Raw genomic sequence first — 19,484 nt, 5'->3', positions numbered from 1 at the left:
TTACCATAAAAAAAAGATTTCGTATTCGGAAAGTGTTGGATTGGCGATGTTTCGGCTAATGCTATATAAATTGACATTAGTGGTTTATGCTGTTTTTTCTTTGCTACTTTTTGGGGCCACATTATATACAACACAGTCAAAAGCTTTTTGGTTCGTTTTATTAGGCTGTATCGTGACGTTAAGTATTGTAGCACTCTTACTGCTCTTGACATTTAGTCAAACGATTCAAGCATGGAACACGAAATTAGCTAAGCAAATTTTGCGAAAACCAAAATGGATCCAAAAAATCGATGAATTCAATGCGCAAGTCGATGCACTGCGCCAAACGGTTAAAGTATTGTTGTTAACACCTCGTGTTTTTTTTCAGTTACTTTTGATTAGTTTAGTGAAATTAGCGACATGGTATCTGATTCCAGTACTTTATCTTTACTTTAATCCAAATGATGTTTCCTTTTTCTTTGTTTTTGGTGCGATTTCGTTCGCTGTGATTTTAGCAGGTGTATTGCCTGCACCAGCTGGGATCGGTTCGTTTGAATTTGTCTATTTATTTATGTTTCAACCGTTATTTGGGACAGTCGAAACCGCTTCTTCGCTTGTTTTGTATCGCTTTGCGACGTATGTCTTGCCATTTTTGTTAGGGGCAGTCTATGTCTTTTGGGATAAGCAACGAACATTAAAACAAGAGTTTAAAGAAATGAGACAAAAAGAATAATCCGAAGCACTGTATAGTATAGCTAAACACCTCAGTACTCTGAATAAGGGATACTGAGGTGTTTTTCTTTTAAAATTGAAAGTAATCCGTAAGTTAAAGCGATGGTCTTTTTTTTAAGAAAAGGTAAAGTTGAGAGTAGAAAAGCAGATGAATTGTTTGACCTTTACTGACCATTAAGGTATAGTAAGCTTGTAAGGAAAAAATGTATGACACACGATGGGAGGAATACATCGATGGAAATTGAAAAAATGACAACGACTTTACAAAGTGCTTTAGCTGAAGCACAACAGATCGCGATAACCCGTCATCACCAAGAAATCGATATCGCACATCTTTGGAAGATTTTTTTACAGCCGAATCACTTTGCACGCAATCTATATAAGGATGCCGGTCTAGACGTAGACTTATTTGAACGTGAGATTGACCGTGAGTTAGATAAACTACCTGTAATTGAAGGATCACAAGTGACGTATGGTCAAAATATGAGTCAAAATTTATTTCACTTGTTTACACAAGCTGACCGAATTCGTAGTGAATTTGAAGATGAGTATCTTGCGACTGAGGTTGTCGTATTGGCTTTAATGGATATGAAAAATTATGGATTAACTAAATATCTACTACAACAAGGATTAACCTTAAAGAATTTAAAAGAATTAATTTTACAAATGCGAGGTGGAGAAAAAGTGACATCACAAAACCAAGAAGAAACCTATAAAGCATTAGAAAAATACGGTGTAGATCTAATCGAACAAGTCAAAAATGGCAAAATGGATCCAATTATCGGACGTGACGAAGAAATTCGAGACGTGATTCGGATATTGTCACGTAAGACAAAGAATAATCCAGTATTGATTGGAGAACCTGGAGTTGGGAAAACAGCGATTGTTGAAGGATTGGCCCAACGAATCGTTCGTAAAGACGTACCTGAAAACTTAAAAAACAAAACGATCTTCTCTTTAGATATGGGTGCACTGATTGCAGGTGCGAAATTTAGAGGAGAATTTGAGGAACGACTAAAAGCGGTATTGCAAGAAGTGAAAAAATCAGATGGACAAATCATCCTCTTTATTGATGAGATCCATACGATCGTAGGCGCCGGTAAAACAGAAGGCAGTATGGATGCTGGAAACTTATTAAAACCGATGCTCGCTCGGGGAGAATTGCATACGATCGGGGCAACTACGCTTGATGAATACCGTCAATATATGGAAAAAGACAAAGCATTAGAGCGTCGTTTCCAAAAAGTCTTAGTAAAAGAACCAACTGTCGAAGACACGATTTCTATTTTGCGTGGTTTGAAAGAACGCTTTGAGATTCATCACGGTGTGAATATCCACGATAATGCCTTAGTTGCAGCAGCTACATTATCGGATCGATATATCACAGACCGCTTCTTACCAGATAAAGCCATTGATTTGGTCGATGAAGCTTGTGCGACGATTCGGGTGGAAATGAATTCGATGCCGACTGAATTGGATCAAGTAACGCGCCGTTTGATGCAATTAGAAATTGAAGAAGCAGCTTTAAAGAAAGAAAAAGACGATGCTTCTAAAAAACGATTGAATTCATTACAAGAAGAATTGGCAAATCTACGTGAAGAAGCCAATACGATGAAGATGCAGTGGGAAACAGAAAAAGAAGAGGTCAATGCGATTTCAACGAAACGGGCCGAAATCGATCGGGCTCGCCATGAATTAGAAGATGCTGAAAACAACTATGATTTAGAACGTGCTGCTGTTTTGCGTCATGGAACGATTCCACAGTTAGAACAAGAGTTAAAAGATTTAGAAGTCAAAAACCAACAAGAGCTTTCACGAATGGTACAAGAATCAGTAACGGACAATGAGATCGCTACCGTTGTTGGTCGCATGACTGGAATTCCAGTCACAAAATTAGTTGAGGGCGAACGCGAAAAATTAATGAAATTAAATGAGACATTGCATTTACGCGTGATTGGACAAGATGAAGCGGTTGATGCAGTAAGCGATGCTGTCTTACGGTCTCGAGCAGGCTTGCAAGATCCAAATCGTCCACTCGGTTCATTCTTGTTCCTAGGCCCAACTGGTGTCGGAAAAACAGAATTGGCAAAAGCGTTAGCTGAAAATCTTTTTGATTCACAAGAGCATATGGTTCGCATCGACATGAGTGAATATATGGAAAAACATGCGGTCTCTCGTTTAGTAGGTGCACCTCCAGGCTATGTCGGATATGAAGAAGGGGGACAATTGACCGAAGCGGTACGTCGCAATCCCTATACGATCGTGTTATTAGATGAAATCGAAAAAGCACACCCAGATGTCTTCAATATCTTATTACAAGTATTAGATGACGGTCGTTTGACGGATTCTAAAGGACGTGTAGTAGACTTTAAAAATACCGTCATGATCATGACAAGTAATATTGGTTCACAATTATTACTTGAAGGTGTGACAAGTGAAGGAAAAATTCCAGAAGAAATCAAAGAGCAAGTCTTAACGATTCTTCGAGGTAGTTTCAAACCAGAGTTTTTAAATCGAATTGACGATACGATTTTATTTACACCACTAAGTTTAGATAATGTCGTGGGGATTGTCGATAAACTCGTTTCTCAAGTAACAAAACGTCTTGAGCACCAAGAAATCTATCTAACATTAAGTGATGAAGCGAAACGCTGGATTGCCAATGAAGCGTATGAACCTGCTTATGGTGCACGTCCGTTGAAACGATTTATCACTAAAGAAGTTGAAACACCACTAGCAAAAGAGATCATTTCTGGTCGAGTAACACCAAAAACGAACGTTACGATCGAATTATTAGAAGGACACTTAGTATTTGAAAATACACCGATTGAAGATTAGATGAAGAGTGAGCATATGATAAAATAGTTGCTCTTCTTTTAAAAATCATGCTATACTGAATATGCGAAATGAGATAAGTGTTCGATGAGTAACATAAAAGCCACCCCTATTGCGAGTAGGGGGTGGCTTTTTTTGCGCTAGCTGCGATTCTAGCGTATGGGTTAGCAAAGCAACTTGCTTAGTCATCGTCTTTCTCGTCTAACCAATGAGAAACTAGTTGAATTACTAGCCCAACGAAAAGTGGCGCGATAACCAATGAGATAAGGTCTTTCATGAGTAACACCCCCAATTGGGGCAAGTTGCCAATTATGAGTATAACATAGAAATGAAGCTAGTGATCAACCAAGCTTGAACCCTTTCAAGGAATCAATGATCTCATCGTCAGTAATACCGATGTAGCGTTTTGTTATTTCTTGAGAACTATGGTTAAAGATCATCATGAGTGTTGCGATATCATGAGTCTTTTTATAAAAATGATAGCCAAATGTCTTACGCAACGTATGGGTTCCAATATCATCACGACCCAATTTTTCAGCAATCTCACTATACAATTGATAGACTCTTTTTTCGCTAATGTGACGACCTTGTTGTCGACTAGGGAACAGCCAATCCTCTGCTTGCATCTCTTGTGTATACGCCTCGAATTCTTCGCGTAGACTATCGATAAAGATCGCTTTTTTCTTGCCCGTCTTTTTTTCAATGATCATAGGCTTTTTGACATGGCGGATATCGCCGACTTTTAAAGATACGATATCTGAAATACGTAAACCATTATTGATACCAAATAAAAATAAAAATTGATCTCGTTTATGGTTTGGTGTTCGACGTAACCAAAATTGAAAATCTTGGATTTCTTCGGTGGACCGTAATGGCTCGACTTTATACTTCATAAAATTATCTCCTTATACCAAAATATTCTGACATATCAATTTTCATTATATAGCAAAAAAATTGCTATCTCAAGTTTTACTAGTGTGAAAACCTAGGAAAACCAAGTGTTTAAGATAGCTATTTTATCTAAAATAGAGATGTCAGAATACTCTAACGATTTAACGACAGAGGTCTTGTTTTACAATCGATGTAGAGAATCGTATGAAAACGAAAAAAATAGTTGTGACAGAAGTCTGTCACAACTATTTTAAAAATAATCACCGAAATAAGCTTCCATATCCGGAATGATTCGTTCTAAGGTCAATAAGGTTTCTTGTGTGGTATACAAACGCTCGATTCTAGCTAAGTAAGCTGCACGACGATAGTTCATCATCAAACAGGTTAAGGTTTGAATATCTAAAGTCACGGCATCGCCGATAGGTTCATGCCCAATGATCACACGATGATCGATTTCATTATAGGTCAAACTAAAAATACCAGTGTTCCATTTTGCGACAGGATCAGTTACGACAAAATGAAATGGGCGGTCAAATGACTTAAATGGATAACGAGCCAAAAATTGGGTAACATCTACAATTCGCGCCATATAATAGGGTTCGATCGTTTCTTTGATCTGGCCGTCTTCTAATAAGAAGGCTAACGGTTCATTTTTATAGATATTGCCCTTCACCCAGTAGACCATTGAAAAATGAGCACTAATAAAATTCCATAATCCGTTACGGGCTTCTTGGGTCAAATAAAACATTTCACGAATATGGAAAACTTCTTCTGCTACCCAATAAAACAACACACCTTGTGGTTTTTGCTGCGCATCATAATAGATGGCAGCAGTTCGTTCTTCTTCATTTTCATAGCGCCAATATTCTTCCCAGTTAAACGGTGTTCGCTGTAAGGCACCATGATTGACTGTTGCAAATTGATCATAGACTGCAAAAACATCTGGATGATCGACTTCTTGACGTTCTACATAACCTGAGACAGGAACTGTTTTCGGCAATTGCGTGTCTCGAATCGAAAATGTCAATTTATCCGACATGATCTCCCAACCTTTGCGACGATAGTAAGGGATATTATAGGGATAGAGATAAGAGATCCATTGACCATCTTGACGCATTTGATTTAGCGCACGTTCCACTAACGCTTGCATGAGACCGTGTCCTGCGTATTCAGGATACGTCCCAACACCAGTTACGCCACCCATTTGGTACATCGTTCCGTGGATGTTGACGGTACAAGGATAGATGGCGATTTGTGAGATTAATTTTTCTTTGTGGAACCAACCGAAAACTTTGGATACTTCTAAAATCGGTTTTTTTGATTTGATCATCTCCCGTTTACTGTCAAATCCACTTTCTTCAATATCTGCTTCTGTAATCTGAAACACATAACTTAGTAATTCATTAAATTGATCCACGTCAGTTTCTTCGACATTGCGTATTTCAAACGCTTGACTTGAGTCGATATCCATATTTTCTCCTCCAATTGTTCGATTTCCTACATGAAGTATACCAAAGAATAAAAAGTTTGTTTAGTCCGAGTAGATAAAACACTTTTATTCTTTAGCATGCGTTGGTATAATAAGAAAAGTTGATTAAAGAAATGAAGGAGTAACTATGCATACACTAGAAGAAATGAAACAGCGCCAAGAGATGATTCGAAACTTTTCGATCATTGCGCATATCGATCACGGCAAGTCGACCTTAGCCGATCGGATTTTAGAAAAAACGAATACTGTTTCTTCACGCGAAATGCAAGCGCAATTATTAGATTCAATGGATCTAGAGCGTGAGCGTGGAATTACGATCAAATTAAATGCAGTTGAATTAAACTATACCGCTAAAGATGGAAAAACGTATATTTTCCACTTGATCGACACTCCTGGACATGTCGATTTCACCTACGAAGTCTCTCGTAGTTTAGCTGCTTGTGAAGGTGCCGTTTTAGTAGTCGATGCAGCTCAAGGAATTGAAGCGCAAACATTGGCGAATGTCTACTTAGCCTTAGACAATGACTTAGAGATTTTGCCAGTTATCAATAAAATCGATCTTCCTGCAGCAGATCCAGAACGTGTTCGTACTGAAATCGAAGATGTGATTGGAATCGATGCAAGCGAAGCGGTATTGGCTAGTGCAAAAGCGGGAATCGGAATCGAAGAGATTTTAGAACAAGTCGTTGATCTTGTGCCTGCACCGCAAGGAGATGTTGAAGCACCATTAAAAGCCTTGATCTTTGATTCAATTTATGACGCTTATCGTGGGGTCGTATTGAATATCCGGGTAATGGATGGTGTGGTAAAACCAGGTGATAAGATCCAAATGATGAGTAATGGGAAAACATTTGAAGTCACAGAAGTTGGTATTTTTTCACCAAAAACTATCAAGCGTGATTATCTAATGGTCGGAGACGTAGGCTATATCACAGCTGCAATCAAAACGGTTCAAGATACACGTGTAGGAGATACTGTGACACTAGCGAATAATCCAGCAACTGAAGCTTTAGAAGGGTATCGTCAGATGAACCCGATGGTCTATTGTGGATTGTATCCAATCGATACGTCTCGTTACAATGACTTGCGTGAAGCATTAGAAAAACTACAATTAAATGATGCCGCATTGCAATTCGAACCTGAAACGTCTCAAGCCTTGGGATTTGGGTTTCGTTGTGGGTTTTTAGGACTCTTGCATATGGATGTTATCCAAGAGCGTCTAGAGCGTGAATTTAATCTGGAGTTGATCACGACAGCACCTTCTGTAATTTATCATGTCAATAAAACAGATGGCACACAAATGACCGTGGACAATCCGGCAGATTTTCCAGAACCAGTTACAATCGATAATGTAGAAGAACCGTATGTCAAAGCAACGATCATGGTACCAAACGATTATGTTGGCGCTGTAATGGAATTGTCTCAACGTAAACGTGGAGATTTTGTGACGATGGATTATTTAGATGATTATCGTGTGAATGTCGTTTACGAGATTCCATTATCAGAAATCGTCTTTGATTTCTTTGATAAACTAAAATCAAGTACCAAAGGGTATGCGTCACTCGATTACGAAATGTCTGGCTATCGCCCAAGTCGTTTAGTGAAAATGGATATTTTATTAAATGCTGAAAAAGTTGATGCTTTAGGCTTTATCGTCCATCGTGATTTTGCATTTGAACGCGGAAAAGCGATCGTTGAGAAATTGAAAAAATTAATCCCTCGTCAACAATTTGAAGTGCCGATTCAAGCAGCAATCGGACAAAAAATCGTTGCCCGTTCAGACATTAAAGCCTTACGCAAAAATGTATTGGCGAAATGTTATGGTGGAGACGTTTCACGTAAACGTAAATTACTGGAAAAACAAAAAGAAGGTAAGAAACGAATGAAACAAATCGGATCAGTTGAAGTACCTCAAGAAGCTTTCATGGCTGTATTGAAAATGGACGACGATGAACCGAAAAAATAAATATAAAAAGAAGACGTATAAGATACGTCTTCTTTTTATATTTATACAACTTTTTTGATTAGATTTTAAAAATAACAAATGAACAAATGGAAATCCGCTTTCTAAACGTTTGTATTATCGCTTTAAAAAAGGTTGAGAGGTATGAAAAATCAGAATATAGTAGATTTATACACAAAAAAGCACCTAAGCAGGGCGGTGCTTAGGTACTACGACAAATCGGCAATAAACCTGAATCTCATTGTAATAACAGGGAGATGTGCAATGTTTTTGATGAGTGTACCGATTTGTCCATTGGCTTACTTACCAACAAGTTGATTGTACACCACTTCACGAATAATAGAAACAAGAACACTAGTCATAAATGAAAAGAAATAAAATAACTGAACAAATCATCAATAAGTGTGTGAAAAAAATCAAAAAAAAGGCAGTAACGCTTCATTTTTGAATATGGTATACTAAGTAAAAATACAACGAGGTGAGTCCGATGACCACAAATAAATATGTCTATCCCCATCCAATTAATCTATATATTATTAGTTATTTGGATATGCCTGTAGATCAATTCTGTGCTTTATATGGATTTATCCAATCCACTGTTGCAACTTGGGTCTCACGTGATCGTAAAGTGGAAACATTACCTGCTTCTTTTATTTACGCTTTGTCATTAGCCTCTAGTCGCGATATGAGTTTTGTATATGAAAAATTATTGGACTATCAAGCAACGTATTTAAAAGAGTTAGAACAAGGGCAAAAAATCAAAAAAGAAATCGAGTAAAATTGTAAAGGAGGAAACGCATTGTGCGTGATTTTCAACAAGAATTAAATGATTTGGCTTCAGGAAATAAACCAACACTTGAAGTTACACGAGAAGAATTTTTAGTATTTAGAGAGATATGGGCCACACGAAAAGACCGTGAGTCTTTTGTAGGTGAGGCACACCAAAACGGCAGTGTCACGTATCGATATCTACCAAAAGTGTAAGTCAATAGTCAATTTTTTGCTCAAATCTTGAAATCAGGATACAATAGAGAAAAGAAAGGACTGATTGATATGGGAAAATTATTTAGAAATACGAAAACCGGTAAAGTTTTATCTGAAGATGAGTACAAGGATCAGCTTTTAACGAATGCACAAGCCAATGCATATGACATGGGAATGACTGGTATGGATATTTTAGACGATGCTGTTCCAGGAAGTACGATGGATGAATATGAAGAATATTTTGAAGAAGAGTAAAGCTTAGGAGAACATTCCTAAGCTTTTTTTGTATAAATAGACGATCGCCCACCAAGCAAGCTTGATAGGCGATCTAACGATACGATATTTTATTTAAAGTTGCAGCCAAACTATTACTCAAATTCGACTTATTTCTCATTTAAACGACCCATACCCTTAACCTCTTATGGGTCCTTGTAGCTCTAAAACTACGCCAGTTGGAATAAATTTCAGCGAAATATAGAAAAATTGTTGCTAATCTATCTTTTCGTATATACTTATACTAACACAACATATAAAAAATAGATAGGAGAGCATATGGAACTTAAGATTCGCTTAGCAACTGCATCTGATTTGGATGCAATCGATCAACTCATTCAAGATGCGATCATCTCAATGGCAACTAAAGGACTACCTCAATGGCAAAATGGTTATGGTCCGACTCGTGAACAATTTATAAAAGAAATCGCGCAAAAACAAGTGTATGTCGGGGAATACCAACAAACACTTGCAGCTGTTGCTTCTGTTATCCCAGGGATCGACCCAGTTTATACGAAAGTTCAAGGTGCCTTTCATCAAGATTCACTAGCAGAATACCAATCGATTCATCGCTTTGCCATCAATCAGCGACTAGAAGTAAAAGGGTTAGGAAAAAAATGGCTGTCTCTTCTTCTCCAGTTGATTCTTGACCAAAATGGACGGGATATTCGTATCGATACCCATCCATTGAATATTGGGATGCAAAAGGTGATTTTAGCCAATGCCTTTGTCTATTGTGGTACGATCCAATTTCCGATCCCAGATGGCCAACGCTACGTTTATCAATATTTTAAGGAATCACTAGAAAAAACTTGTCACTAAAAAGATTGCTTGATAAGATAAGGTAGAGAAGGATGGTGCATCATGAACAAACGAATGAAAAAGAAAAAAGCATACAAAGCCTATATTAAAGATATTTTTGAAGGATATGAAAAAATGCTTGAAAATCCGGAGATCGACTCTTTGACGTTTACTTACTTACACGAACAAACTTCATTGACACGCGATGAGCACAAACAAATTCGTTTCTTAACGATCGACAAAGCATAAAAAAGGGATATTCTATCCCTTTTTTATTATTCTAAAGAGGAGGAGACTATATGACATTAGATCAGAACAAGTCTCAATCAGATTTTCACGAAATCAAAGATACTGCGTCATTTCAAGTAGGGTCGATGTTAAAAGAGCTTCAGGAATTTGAACAGGCAATCAAAATGGAAAATATTCCAGTGATCTATCGTATCTATAAAGGGCGCTTACATAATGAGATCAACGCTACTGCCAATCAGCATCATGAAATCGATGAATTGCTGATGCAAAAAATGCATGATCAATTTACAACGATGTTTCCGTTTATGACATTGATCTCACGACCTTCTGCAACGATTCAACAGTATCAAATGGACCAGTATTACCATGAACGTGCCACGATCGTTTTAGATGCAAGTGAGCCAAGTGTTTTCATTTTACCAAGTGTAGAAGACGAATGGTTGGACTATCAAAAAGACCAACAAGCAGCTTTGCGAACAATTGAGAAAAAGATGGATGAGCTTGATGCACGTGCGATTACCTTAAATGCAGAAGCAGAAGAATTGTCTCAGGAGAAAACGAAGATACTTGAAGCGATCCAAGCGAAAAAAGAGGAATCAAAAGGGTTCTTTGGTCGCGAAAAACATTCAGAAGAGCTAGAGCGTATGGAGCAATATAGCAAAAGCATTGATACAAAATTAACTGAAGTCAAACAGTTACTTGCTGATCAAACGACGTTAGCCACTGAAAAAGAAGCCTTGATGCAGACTTATGAACATTTGCGATTAAAACAAGCCATTATTACAAAAGAGTTTCGCTTGATTACGACATACTTCGGTTCATTTGAAGAGATGACGCAACAGCTAGAAGCCTTTTTACGAACCTATGTAAACGAGGAGGAGGGGCAATATGAAATCTGAACCACACACGAAAACGAGTGATGAGATTGAAGTCATCAAAAAATCAGTTGTCACACTTGAAGAGGTTTCAGCACCTTCGACTTCTACGATTCCATTAGATCAAACAGAATTTGTCGAATATGAGAATGAGAAAAAGGCGCTCCACGAAACAATCTTAGCAAAAATCGAGCAAACAGAAGCCATCTTAGCTGATTTGAAATTACAAAAATTATTAGCAGAAGCCGACTTTCCTTCATTAGTGAATGCGTTTTGTAAGTTTTCTCCAGATCAAGTGGAGATTTCTGCTACTGCTAAAGCACAATTAGAAGATTATGTGTTGTTTTACTTATTGTATCCATTGAAGCAAGGAAATCTACAGAAAACAAGTAACGAACGAGTTTGGCAAGCAAAGCACTTTTTGATTCGATACCAGCTGAAACAAACACATCTGACTTTAGAAATCAAGATCCCAGTGACAGATGCGCGTTTTGATAGTGACTATTTGCCTTTATTTGATCTTGATTTAGAAAATATGCACGTTGACGTATATGAAAAAGAAGTTATGACATTGATTCATTTATGGCACAGTAAGAAGATCTTTTCTCGTAGTCAGCTATCTTTGATCAATTACGATCTGAATCGTTTAATCGCAAACTTTAAAGACTTGAAATTTGAGGTCAAAGAAAACTTTTTAGACAATACGTTGGTCTTAGAGCGACAAGTCACAAGTCCTGTAACGCTTAGTCCCATGATCTTAGATCAAATTTTTATCGTCTTAATGGATAACCCACAATACGATCTTCATAAATTGGGTACCCAGCATTACCAAATCATTTTAGACCATGGCCAAACGATCGAAATACAACAATCTGAAGATCAGTTGACACTAGCCTTGGATTCAAATAATCGTAAACGATCGATTTTAGATTTTTTCACTCACTATCCATTTTTAGTTCCTTTACTCATTTTATAATAACCAACAAAACAGCTGCAGGCGATGCAGTTGTTTTTATTTAGGAGGATATATGCCAATAGACCAACGTACCAAAGAAGAATGGGATGATTTTACAGAAGAATATTATGAAATCCAACAAGAATCTTTTGCGACCATTACGACAGACATTGCGGACTATTTAACTCAAATAGGGGTATTGCCGACTCAAGATTTTGTCGATCTAGCAGGAGGGTATGGGAAATACATCCCAGCGATCTTGCCTGCTGTAGAACAGTATCACTTAGTCGACTTTTCTAAGAAGATGTTGCAAAAAGCTGCTGAACTTTATTCTAAAGACAACATCCAATTCATCCATACGACCCAATTAGATTTTTTTACGTATTCTGCTTTTAACCAATACGATTGTCTCTTTTCTGCCTTAAATCCTGCGATGAATTCGATAGAAGACTTGATTCAAGCACTGCGTGTAGCGGAACGCTATGTTTGTTTAGTCGATTTAGTCGAAGATACAGAAGAGCTGTTTACGACGATCGAAACGAAGCTCTATGGAAAACCTGCTCCTTCATTTTTAACCACAGTTGTTCAATTTGCAAACGAAAACGGATTGCCTTGGCATCAAAAAGAGTTTACGTATACACAAACAGAACTACTGGAAAAAAGCTTTGTTCTAGATTATTTTGCACAAGAACTAGAAGCGTTTCCTGAATTTATGACAATGATCGAACATTCTTTTTCCAATCAAACAAAAAAAGAATCGACACATACAGTCACATTTTCGCTAGTTGTATTGATTAAATAGAAGAAAGAGAGGTAAGGTGAGATGGATCCCCTTGATTTTTTAGATAAACAAGCACAACAGCAAGTCCAGATCTTACGTTTTTTGATTCGAAAACAACGTCTAGTCTCCATTGATACCTTACTAGACGCATTTTCGCTTTCGACACCGACGATTCAAAAAGCCGTAATGACATTAAAAGAAAAGTTGTCCTTATTTGATGAACGAGCAACCCTCTTAGTCTTGGAAAAAACGCAATTACAATTATCCCTACCAGATACGTTTGATCTGCGTGTTTTTTTATACGAGAGTTATTATGCTGAAAGTATCGATATTCATTTAATCGACCAGTTGTACCTTACTAGAGAACTGTCGATTACTAAGTTGACATTTGATCTGCAAGTAAGTGAAGCTTCGATCTTTAGACGATTAAAAAAATTGAACCAATTGCTCGCAGATTTTGATGTGCATTATAAAAATAAGGAACTTGTGGGCCGTTCTGAGGATTTACAATTATTTTATTATTCATTTTATATGCAGATCTATCCAATCAAGTATTTAGCAAAGCGGTTTTACCGTGAGAGTTTTTTGCAATTATTGACTATCTTTGAATCGGTATTGATCATAAAATTTACACCCATCCAAAAGACAAAACTAATGATATGGTTAAGCGTGATGGAGCGGCTATTGGATATTCGTATCACACACCGGTATACGAAACTACCAGATATCTTTTTCGATTCTCGATTCAAGCAGCTGGAACAAGTTTTTTTGCGTTTCTCCAGTCGTTATGCGATGCAATGGCCTAAAGAAGCGATCAGTTGGTTTTATTTATTCTTACAAGCCGAAGGAATCCTTCCACTTCATGAGAATCTATACCATCAGTGGGAAAAGATGATCACGAATCTATTAACGATTTTAAAGGTTACAACGAAAGAAGAGGGGATGATCCAGCATTTAATGCGGATTCATTTATATATTGCGTACCAAAAAATGATTTGGCAACCTCAGTTTTTAGGGACACCAAGATTATCCGATACACAGCCGGATCAATTCCATGAATTGATGGAAGAAGTAGAGGCATGGATTCCTTCGCGATTAAATACGTTAAAATGGGAGTATCTCGACCATGAATATGCGCGAATCCATGCATTTAATCAACAACCACAACAGCAAGAAGTTCATTTGACGTATGCATTGATGATGAACGATTATTTTTTACAAGCAGAAACCAAACAGCTTTTGACCCAACTAAGTCAACAACTTAAAATCAAATTAAGGGATACAGATTGTAAACACGCAGATCTTTTGATTACAACGGAAACGTTTGAGTTGAATGAAACACAAGCAACAGTGTATTTGTCTGTTTCCAAATGGACAACTTATGATAAAGATCAGCTAATCCAGCTGCTGACTACATTAAAACGACAAAAAGGAGTGGACGTATGAGAGTAGTGATTATAGGTGCTTCTCATGCCGGGATCAGTGCGGCAACGCAACTTAAACAGTTGAATCCAAAAATTGATGTGGTTCTAATCGAAAGAACGCATAGTCTAGCATATCTAGCGAGTGCACTACATTTAGTATTAGCTGATCAATTGGAGACATTAAAACAAGGACAACGAATGACACTCGATGAACTGATTCGTTTGAATATCCATGTCATGCTTGATACGAATGTAACTAAAATTGACCCTAAACAAAAGACCGTTACGCTAAACGTTATAGATGAAACTGCGGAGACCTTAAGTTATGATCGCTTGATTTTAGCGATGGGGTCGACTCAACCGCAAATTCCAATTGAATTTCAAACAGGGGAGATCACGACATATAAAAGTTTTAAAGCTGCAACACGAGCACTGGAAAAATTTGAACAAGTCGATCAAGTTGCCATTATTGGCGCAGGATTGATTGGATTAGAACTTGCAGATGCATTAAAAAATCAAAAAGAAGTTGTATTGATCGATAGAATGAATGATGTTTTATTTCGCTACTTTGATTCAGAGTTAACACATATTATCAAAGAACATCTTCGTCAAAATGTTACGATTTATTTAGGTGAGACGATTCAAAAGATCGTTAAACATGACAAGACACAAGAGATTCATTTACGTGAAAAACAACTGATGACTCAAGCAATCGTATATGCAGTAAATCCAAGACCCACGATCGATCTAGTTACAGACTTTTTAGAAATCACACTGGATGGAACGATCAAAACCGATGCGTTTTTGCGAACTTCAGACGAACATATTTATGCGATTGGGGACCTGATCTCATTACCTTTTAAAAATACTCAAGAAACTAGTTATATTCCTTTGTTAAGTAATGCCATCACGACAGGATTGGTTGCAGCCCAAAATATCGTACTTGGCAATCAATTGATATGTCCTAGTGTGCAACGTACAGTTGTATCTAGTTTTTTTGGACTACACGTAGCGTCTACTGGAATTACACAAGAAGAAGCGCCTTATTACGGTATTTCAAGTGATTCTTACACGAAAACGTTCCATTTGCACACGCATAAGCAACCAAAAAAAGCTTTTGTGACATTAAAGTTAGTCTATAAAACAGATACTAAGCAATTAATTGGTGGTCAATTGTTGACCGATTCGAGTCGCTATGTCGATTGGATTGATTTGATTTCACTAGCAATCAATCAAGAAACATCGATTGATACATTAGCTGTTATGGATTTTTATTTTCAGCCATTGTTTAACGAGCCGATTCATCCAGTTAGTCAAGTTGCGTTGGCTATTTTAGCAAAAAATCGAGACACGTAAAATATTTTTACGTGTCTGGGTGATTTATAGACCTTAAACCTACAAATACCGAGCAAAGGGAGGGCTTATTAAATGGAATTTATTATTTTTTATTTTAGTTTACATAATATACATTATAAAAAGTTATAACTAAAATAAAATATCATCCTCTTCTTTAAAATTTCCCACTATTTTAATTTAGTTTGGGCTTTTTTTACGATTTACGTAAAAAAATTTTAGAAACAAAAAAATCTGTCGCATGTGCGACAGATTTCGTTTAAATAATCAGTCCTACAATAATTGAACTCAAAAAACTAACCAATGTTGCTGAACCTAGAATTTTTAATCCATGTTTGGCGATCAAGTTAGATTTTTCTTCATTTAAACCTTTAACTGCACCAGATAATACACCAATTGATGAAAAGTTTGCAAATGAAACTAAAAATACCGAAATGATCGCTAACGAACGTTCAGAAAAATGCCATTCCTGAGTGGTTAATTGTGTCATAGCAACAAATTCATTTGTTGCTAATTTTGTCGCCATCAAACTTCCAGCGTCAACAGCTTGGTCCCAAGGAATACCTGTTAGGAATGCTAATGGTGCAAATACATAGCCTAATAACTGTTGGAAACTGATCCCGATAATATGCATAAATAGCGAATTGATAAAGGCAATTAATGCTACAAACCCAATCAACATAGCCGCAACGGTGACCGCTACTTTAAAGCCATCTAACATGTATTCGCCCAACATTTGGAAAAAAGTATGTTCAGAATCTTCTTTTGTTTCTAATTCATCTTTTTCACTTGGGTCTAACACATAGGGATTGACGATCGAGCTAATAATAAAACCGCCGAATAAATTTAAGACAACAGCTGTAATAACATACTCAGGCTGAATCAATCGCATATAAGATCCCATAATCGACAACGAGATTGTTGACATCGTTGAAATTCCAAATGTCATCATGCGACGTTCACTTAAAAAAGTAAGCTCTTTTTTTAACGTGATAAACACTTCAGATTGTCCTAGTACAGCGGATGCGATCCCATTGTATGATTCTAATTTTCCCATCCCATTGATTTTTTGCAAACCAAGTCCAACATATTTCATGAAAAACGGTAAAATTTTAATATAGCGTAAAATCCCAATCAATGCTGAAATAAATACGATCGGCATGAGCACCGTTAAGAAAAATGGTGCACTCCCCTTATTGGCGATTCCTTGAAACACAAAATTAACGCCCTCATTCGCGTCATCTAATAGCTCAGTAAATCCATTTGATAATGAGCCTACTAGCGCTGTACCAGAAGATGTTTTTAATAAAATAAACGCCAGAATAACTTGTAAGATAAACATCCGTAAAATCGGGAAATACCGAATATTTTTTCGATCGGTACTCATCACATAAGATACTACAAAAATACTACATAAACCTAAAACTGCCATCAAATAATTCAAAAACATGCTCCTTTACCCTTTTCATAATCTTATAAAGACTACCACTAAGTCTTCTTAAATTCAATTAAGTTTCTGAAAAAAAGTAATTTCGATGAGAAAAGATTTAGATTTTCAAAAAAAGCCCTCTAGAGAAATCTCTACAGAGGGCTTAAAATAAAAGAATAAAAATAATAGCTTAAATTATTGTGCAGAAATCGCCAAACCAATGGCTTTTTCGCCTAAATGAGTTCCGATAACAGGACCGAAATGACCAATTTCAATTGTAGCATCTGGATATTGCATTTGCAGCTTTTCTTTTTCAATTTTTGCGAGCTCTAAATTATTGGCATGAATAACATATAATTTGACCGGTGGAGCCATTTCTTCTTTACGTAAACCAATCACCGCTTCTGCTCGTTTGAATGCTTTCTTACTAGAGCGGATTTTTTCAAACAACACGATCTTACCTTCATCAAATGTCAAAATGGGTTTAATCTTTAATAACCCGGCAACTAGCGCAGCGCCATTAGTCAACCGTCCCCCACGTACCAAATTATTTAAATCTTCCACAATTAAATAAGCATACGTATTGGCACGAATATGATCTAGATGGGCAATGATTTTTTCAATCGATGCCCCCTCATCCCATAAATCAAGTGCGGATTCAACCATATGGCCCATAGGCATACTTGTAATCTTTGAATCGTAAGGAATGATTGTGACACCATCAAAGTCATCTTGAATACTGTGCAATGTTGAAATAAATCCTGAGATTCCAGAAGATAAATGAATACTTAAAATAGTGTCATATCCTTTTTCTTTAAGGTCTTCATATAAGCGAATGGTCTCCCCTAGCATCGGTTGGGAAGTTGTAGGGAACTCTTTACTATTATTTAACAACGAATAATACGCATCAGGTTCAATATCGATTCCTTCCAAATACGTTACACCATCTAAAATAACCGGAATCGGCAATACATATAGATCTTGATGCTTACGTACTCTTTCTGGAATAAAAGCAGTACTATCCGTCACTACGGCTAATTTCATCTTATGTCCTCGTTTCAAACAGTTTTTAAACATTAGCTATAATATAGCATAAATTGTTTTTGTTTCAAAATAGATTCCTGTTAATTTTAATTGAAACTAAATGAAAGCTACAGAAACAACTCATACTTGAGTCTCTGTAGCTTTCACAATCGTATATGGACCAAACACTTTGACTATAGCTCCTAAGGCTGATAGCTCAGCTAAGGCGTAATGAACCAATTCTTTCGTATCGATCCAAAGATCAATAATAAAATAATATTGCCCTAAACTAGTTTTTAATGGCCGAGACTCGATTTTAGTTAGATCGATATGTCGCCAAGCAAATGTGGCTAAAATCTGATGTAATGCACCTGCTTGATTAGTGGGCATGGTGATAAATAAGGTTAGTTTTTGATTATCAGCTAATTCAGGCTGTTTTGGTGCTTTCTTTACAACCCAAAAACGAGTCTGATTTTGATCATTATCTTGGATATCGTGTGCAACGATAGGCAAGTGAAACGCACTTGCTGCTTCTTTTGAGGCAATCGCAAGTATCGATTCGTCTTTATGGTTGGCCACATATTCAGCAGCATACGTCGTAGAAGGAGTTTCCTTTAATTCGACATTAGGATAATGCTGGCGTAAATATCCTTGAGATTGTGCAAGTGCTTGTGGATGGGACAAAATGACCTTAGGATCATCACTAGTCCCCATCAATTGCTGTTTAATAGGTAGAATGACTTCTGTTGCAACAGTCAATTGCGTACTTTTAAATAAATAATCCATACTAGTATGAACAGAACCTTCTAATGAGTTTTCAATAGGGATCACTGCATACTCGATTTCATCGCCAGTTAACCCTTCTAAACAAAGGGTGATACTGTGAAAAGCTTTTTTCTCTTCGGTTGGAAAAAGATAGTCTGTCGCTTGATATGTAAACGAGCTTTTTGGCCCTAGATACCCAATCATCTTCTCCCCTCCTTTTTTAGTTGTTTGATAATCGATGCTACGATTTCACTTGGAGTTTGTGTTGTGGTATCTACAGTAAAGGTCGCTACTTCTTGATACAAGGCCATACGACTTTCATATAACGCTATCAGATCTTCTTTCGGTCGTTGTGCTAAAGGACGGACGGCTTGTTCATCTTTGGTGATTCGTTCATAAACCGTCTCAGGGTCTGCACTTAAATACACAACCTGTTCCATTTGTTTTAAGAGTATTCGATTGATCTCTTTTAAGACGATTCCGCCACCAGTCGACAATACAGCAGGTTTTACCATTACTTCTTTTAATACTAGTGACTCCTGTTGTCTAAAAGCTTCTTCGCCAAATGTAGCAAAATAATCTGCGACGCTCATTCCCAGACGTTTGACTAGGTATTGGTCAAAATCGATAAACGAAACATCGAGCGCATGACTCAATAATTGCCCGACAGTGGTCTTTCCTGC

The 19,484-nt window shown here is 37.0% G+C and carries 20 protein-coding genes; 13 read left to right on the top strand and 7 right to left on the bottom strand.

What is annotated here, in order from left to right:
- Window positions 1-712, top strand: a 712-nt coding sequence (locus QZ413_RS07150) for a lysylphosphatidylglycerol synthase domain-containing protein (RefSeq protein WP_297077930.1), incomplete at its 5' end; no start/stop codon positions are given.
- Between the two features lie 233 nt (window positions 713-945).
- Complete coding sequence (gene clpB / locus QZ413_RS07145) at window positions 946-3,549, top strand: ATP-dependent chaperone ClpB (RefSeq protein WP_297077928.1); 2,604 nt, start codon at window positions 946-948, stop codon at window positions 3,547-3,549.
- A gap of 178 nt (window positions 3,550-3,727) precedes the next feature.
- Here the strand turns inward: clpB and QZ413_RS07140 are convergent, their stop codons facing one another.
- From QZ413_RS07140 to eis, 3 genes are all read right to left on the bottom strand, one after another.
- On the bottom strand, window positions 3,728-3,823 hold the full coding sequence (locus tag QZ413_RS07140; RefSeq protein ID WP_297077926.1) for a type I toxin-antitoxin system Fst family toxin: 96 nt from the start codon (window positions 3,821-3,823) through the stop codon (window positions 3,728-3,730).
- Between the two features lie 64 nt (window positions 3,824-3,887).
- On the bottom strand, window positions 3,888-4,439 hold the full coding sequence (locus QZ413_RS07135) for a tyrosine-type recombinase/integrase (protein ID WP_297077924.1): 552 nt from the start codon (window positions 4,437-4,439) through the stop codon (window positions 3,888-3,890).
- A gap of 248 nt (window positions 4,440-4,687) precedes the next feature.
- The gene (gene eis / locus QZ413_RS07130; protein WP_297077922.1) at window positions 4,688-5,908 is read right to left on the bottom strand and encodes an enhanced intracellular survival protein Eis; all 1,221 of its coding nucleotides are present in this window, start codon (window positions 5,906-5,908) and stop codon (window positions 4,688-4,690) included.
- A 145-nt stretch (window positions 5,909-6,053) separates the two neighbouring features.
- Between eis and lepA the strand changes: the two genes are divergently transcribed.
- From lepA to QZ413_RS07075, 11 genes are all read left to right on the top strand, one after another.
- Complete coding sequence (lepA, locus tag QZ413_RS07125) at window positions 6,054-7,892, top strand: translation elongation factor 4 (RefSeq protein ID WP_297077920.1); 1,839 nt, start codon at window positions 6,054-6,056, stop codon at window positions 7,890-7,892.
- Between the two features lie 484 nt (window positions 7,893-8,376).
- Window positions 8,377-8,667: a type III secretion system protein PrgN gene (locus QZ413_RS07120; RefSeq protein WP_297077918.1), complete on the top strand. Its 291-nt coding sequence runs from the start codon at window positions 8,377-8,379 to the stop codon at window positions 8,665-8,667.
- Window positions 8,668-8,690: 23 nt separating this feature from the next.
- The gene (locus tag QZ413_RS07115) at window positions 8,691-8,873 is read left to right on the top strand and encodes a hypothetical protein (RefSeq protein ID WP_297077917.1); all 183 of its coding nucleotides are present in this window, start codon (window positions 8,691-8,693) and stop codon (window positions 8,871-8,873) included.
- Window positions 8,874-8,942: 69 nt separating this feature from the next.
- Window positions 8,943-9,128 (top strand): hypothetical protein, encoded by a 186-nt coding sequence (locus QZ413_RS07110; RefSeq protein WP_297077915.1) that lies wholly within the window; start codon window positions 8,943-8,945, stop codon window positions 9,126-9,128.
- Window positions 9,129-9,425: 297 nt separating this feature from the next.
- A complete protein-coding gene (locus QZ413_RS07105; protein ID WP_297077913.1) occupies window positions 9,426-9,968 on the top strand; it encodes a GNAT family N-acetyltransferase in 543 nt (180 codons plus the stop codon).
- 42 nt (window positions 9,969-10,010) lie between these two features.
- Window positions 10,011-10,196 carry a hypothetical protein gene (locus tag QZ413_RS07100; protein WP_297077912.1) on the top strand — a complete coding sequence of 62 codons (186 nt, stop codon included), beginning with the start codon at window positions 10,011-10,013 and terminating at the stop codon, window positions 10,194-10,196.
- Window positions 10,197-10,246: 50 nt separating this feature from the next.
- Window positions 10,247-11,095 carry a hypothetical protein gene (locus QZ413_RS07095; protein WP_297077910.1) on the top strand — a complete coding sequence of 283 codons (849 nt, stop codon included), beginning with the start codon at window positions 10,247-10,249 and terminating at the stop codon, window positions 11,093-11,095.
- Entirely contained in the window at window positions 11,085-12,047 is a 963-nt protein-coding gene (locus QZ413_RS07090) for a hypothetical protein (protein WP_297077909.1), read from the top strand. Before QZ413_RS07095 ends, QZ413_RS07090 begins: the two co-directional genes overlap by 11 nt.
- Before the next feature lie 52 nt (window positions 12,048-12,099).
- Window positions 12,100-12,828 carry a class I SAM-dependent methyltransferase gene (locus QZ413_RS07085; RefSeq protein WP_297077907.1) on the top strand — a complete coding sequence of 243 codons (729 nt, stop codon included), beginning with the start codon at window positions 12,100-12,102 and terminating at the stop codon, window positions 12,826-12,828.
- Window positions 12,829-12,849: 21 nt separating this feature from the next.
- Window positions 12,850-14,253, top strand: a complete 1,404-nt coding sequence (locus QZ413_RS07080; protein WP_297077904.1) for a helix-turn-helix domain-containing protein — start codon at window positions 12,850-12,852, stop codon at window positions 14,251-14,253.
- Complete coding sequence (locus QZ413_RS07075; protein ID WP_297077902.1) at window positions 14,250-15,587, top strand: FAD-dependent oxidoreductase; 1,338 nt, start codon at window positions 14,250-14,252, stop codon at window positions 15,585-15,587. Before QZ413_RS07080 ends, QZ413_RS07075 begins: the two co-directional genes overlap by 4 nt.
- 256 nt (window positions 15,588-15,843) lie before the next feature.
- Here the strand turns inward: QZ413_RS07075 and QZ413_RS07070 are convergent, their stop codons facing one another.
- The 4 genes from QZ413_RS07070 to QZ413_RS07055 form a co-directional block, all read right to left on the bottom strand.
- On the bottom strand, window positions 15,844-17,028 hold the full coding sequence (locus QZ413_RS07070; protein ID WP_297077900.1) for a NupC/NupG family nucleoside CNT transporter: 1,185 nt from the start codon (window positions 17,026-17,028) through the stop codon (window positions 15,844-15,846).
- A gap of 180 nt (window positions 17,029-17,208) precedes the next feature.
- Window positions 17,209-18,057 carry a DegV family protein gene (locus QZ413_RS07065; RefSeq protein WP_297077899.1) on the bottom strand — a complete coding sequence of 283 codons (849 nt, stop codon included), beginning with the start codon at window positions 18,055-18,057 and terminating at the stop codon, window positions 17,209-17,211.
- Between the two features lie 120 nt (window positions 18,058-18,177).
- Entirely contained in the window at window positions 18,178-19,005 is an 828-nt protein-coding gene (gene pheA, locus QZ413_RS07060; protein ID WP_297077897.1) for a prephenate dehydratase, read from the bottom strand.
- A partial coding sequence (locus QZ413_RS07055) for a shikimate kinase (protein WP_297077895.1) occupies window positions 19,002-19,484 on the bottom strand: 483 nt, incomplete at its 5' end. The genes pheA and QZ413_RS07055, both read right to left, overlap by 4 nt.

The sequence above is a fragment of the uncultured Enterococcus sp. genome, from assembly GCF_913775425.1.
Taxonomy (GTDB): domain Bacteria; phylum Bacillota; class Bacilli; order Lactobacillales; family Enterococcaceae; genus Enterococcus_G.
This window is presented reverse-complemented; position numbering and strand designations above follow the sequence as displayed.

Excerpts from the sequence above, each read along its gene's own strand:
- lepA (WP_297077920.1), top strand. The coding sequence starts at position 6,054 with ATGCATACACTAGAAGAAATGAAACAGCGCCAAGAGATGATTCGAAAC.
- QZ413_RS07100 (WP_297077912.1), top strand. The coding sequence starts at position 10,011 with ATGAACAAACGAATGAAAAAGAAAAAAGCATACAAAGCCTATATTAAA.
- QZ413_RS07075 (WP_297077902.1), top strand. The coding sequence starts at position 14,250 with ATGAGAGTAGTGATTATAGGTGCTTCTCATGCCGGGATCAGTGCGGCA.
- QZ413_RS07085 (WP_297077907.1), top strand. The coding sequence starts at position 12,100 with ATGCCAATAGACCAACGTACCAAAGAAGAATGGGATGATTTTACAGAA.
- eis (WP_297077922.1), bottom strand. The coding sequence starts at position 5,908 with ATGGATATCGACTCAAGTCAAGCGTTTGAAATACGCAATGTCGAAGAA.
- QZ413_RS07105 (WP_297077913.1), top strand. The coding sequence starts at position 9,426 with ATGGAACTTAAGATTCGCTTAGCAACTGCATCTGATTTGGATGCAATC.
- QZ413_RS07065 (WP_297077899.1), bottom strand. The coding sequence starts at position 18,057 with ATGAAATTAGCCGTAGTGACGGATAGTACTGCTTTTATTCCAGAAAGA.
- QZ413_RS07095 (WP_297077910.1), top strand. The coding sequence starts at position 10,247 with ATGACATTAGATCAGAACAAGTCTCAATCAGATTTTCACGAAATCAAA.
- clpB (WP_297077928.1), top strand. The coding sequence starts at position 946 with ATGGAAATTGAAAAAATGACAACGACTTTACAAAGTGCTTTAGCTGAA.
- pheA (WP_297077897.1), bottom strand. The coding sequence starts at position 19,005 with ATGATTGGGTATCTAGGGCCAAAAAGCTCGTTTACATATCAAGCGACA.
- QZ413_RS07080 (WP_297077904.1), top strand. The coding sequence starts at position 12,850 with ATGGATCCCCTTGATTTTTTAGATAAACAAGCACAACAGCAAGTCCAG.
- QZ413_RS07120 (WP_297077918.1), top strand. The coding sequence starts at position 8,377 with ATGACCACAAATAAATATGTCTATCCCCATCCAATTAATCTATATATT.
- QZ413_RS07135 (WP_297077924.1), bottom strand. The coding sequence starts at position 4,439 with ATGAAGTATAAAGTCGAGCCATTACGGTCCACCGAAGAAATCCAAGAT.
- QZ413_RS07140 (WP_297077926.1), bottom strand. The coding sequence starts at position 3,823 with ATGAAAGACCTTATCTCATTGGTTATCGCGCCACTTTTCGTTGGGCTA.
- QZ413_RS07110 (WP_297077915.1), top strand. The coding sequence starts at position 8,943 with ATGGGAAAATTATTTAGAAATACGAAAACCGGTAAAGTTTTATCTGAA.
- QZ413_RS07090 (WP_297077909.1), top strand. The coding sequence starts at position 11,085 with ATGAAATCTGAACCACACACGAAAACGAGTGATGAGATTGAAGTCATC.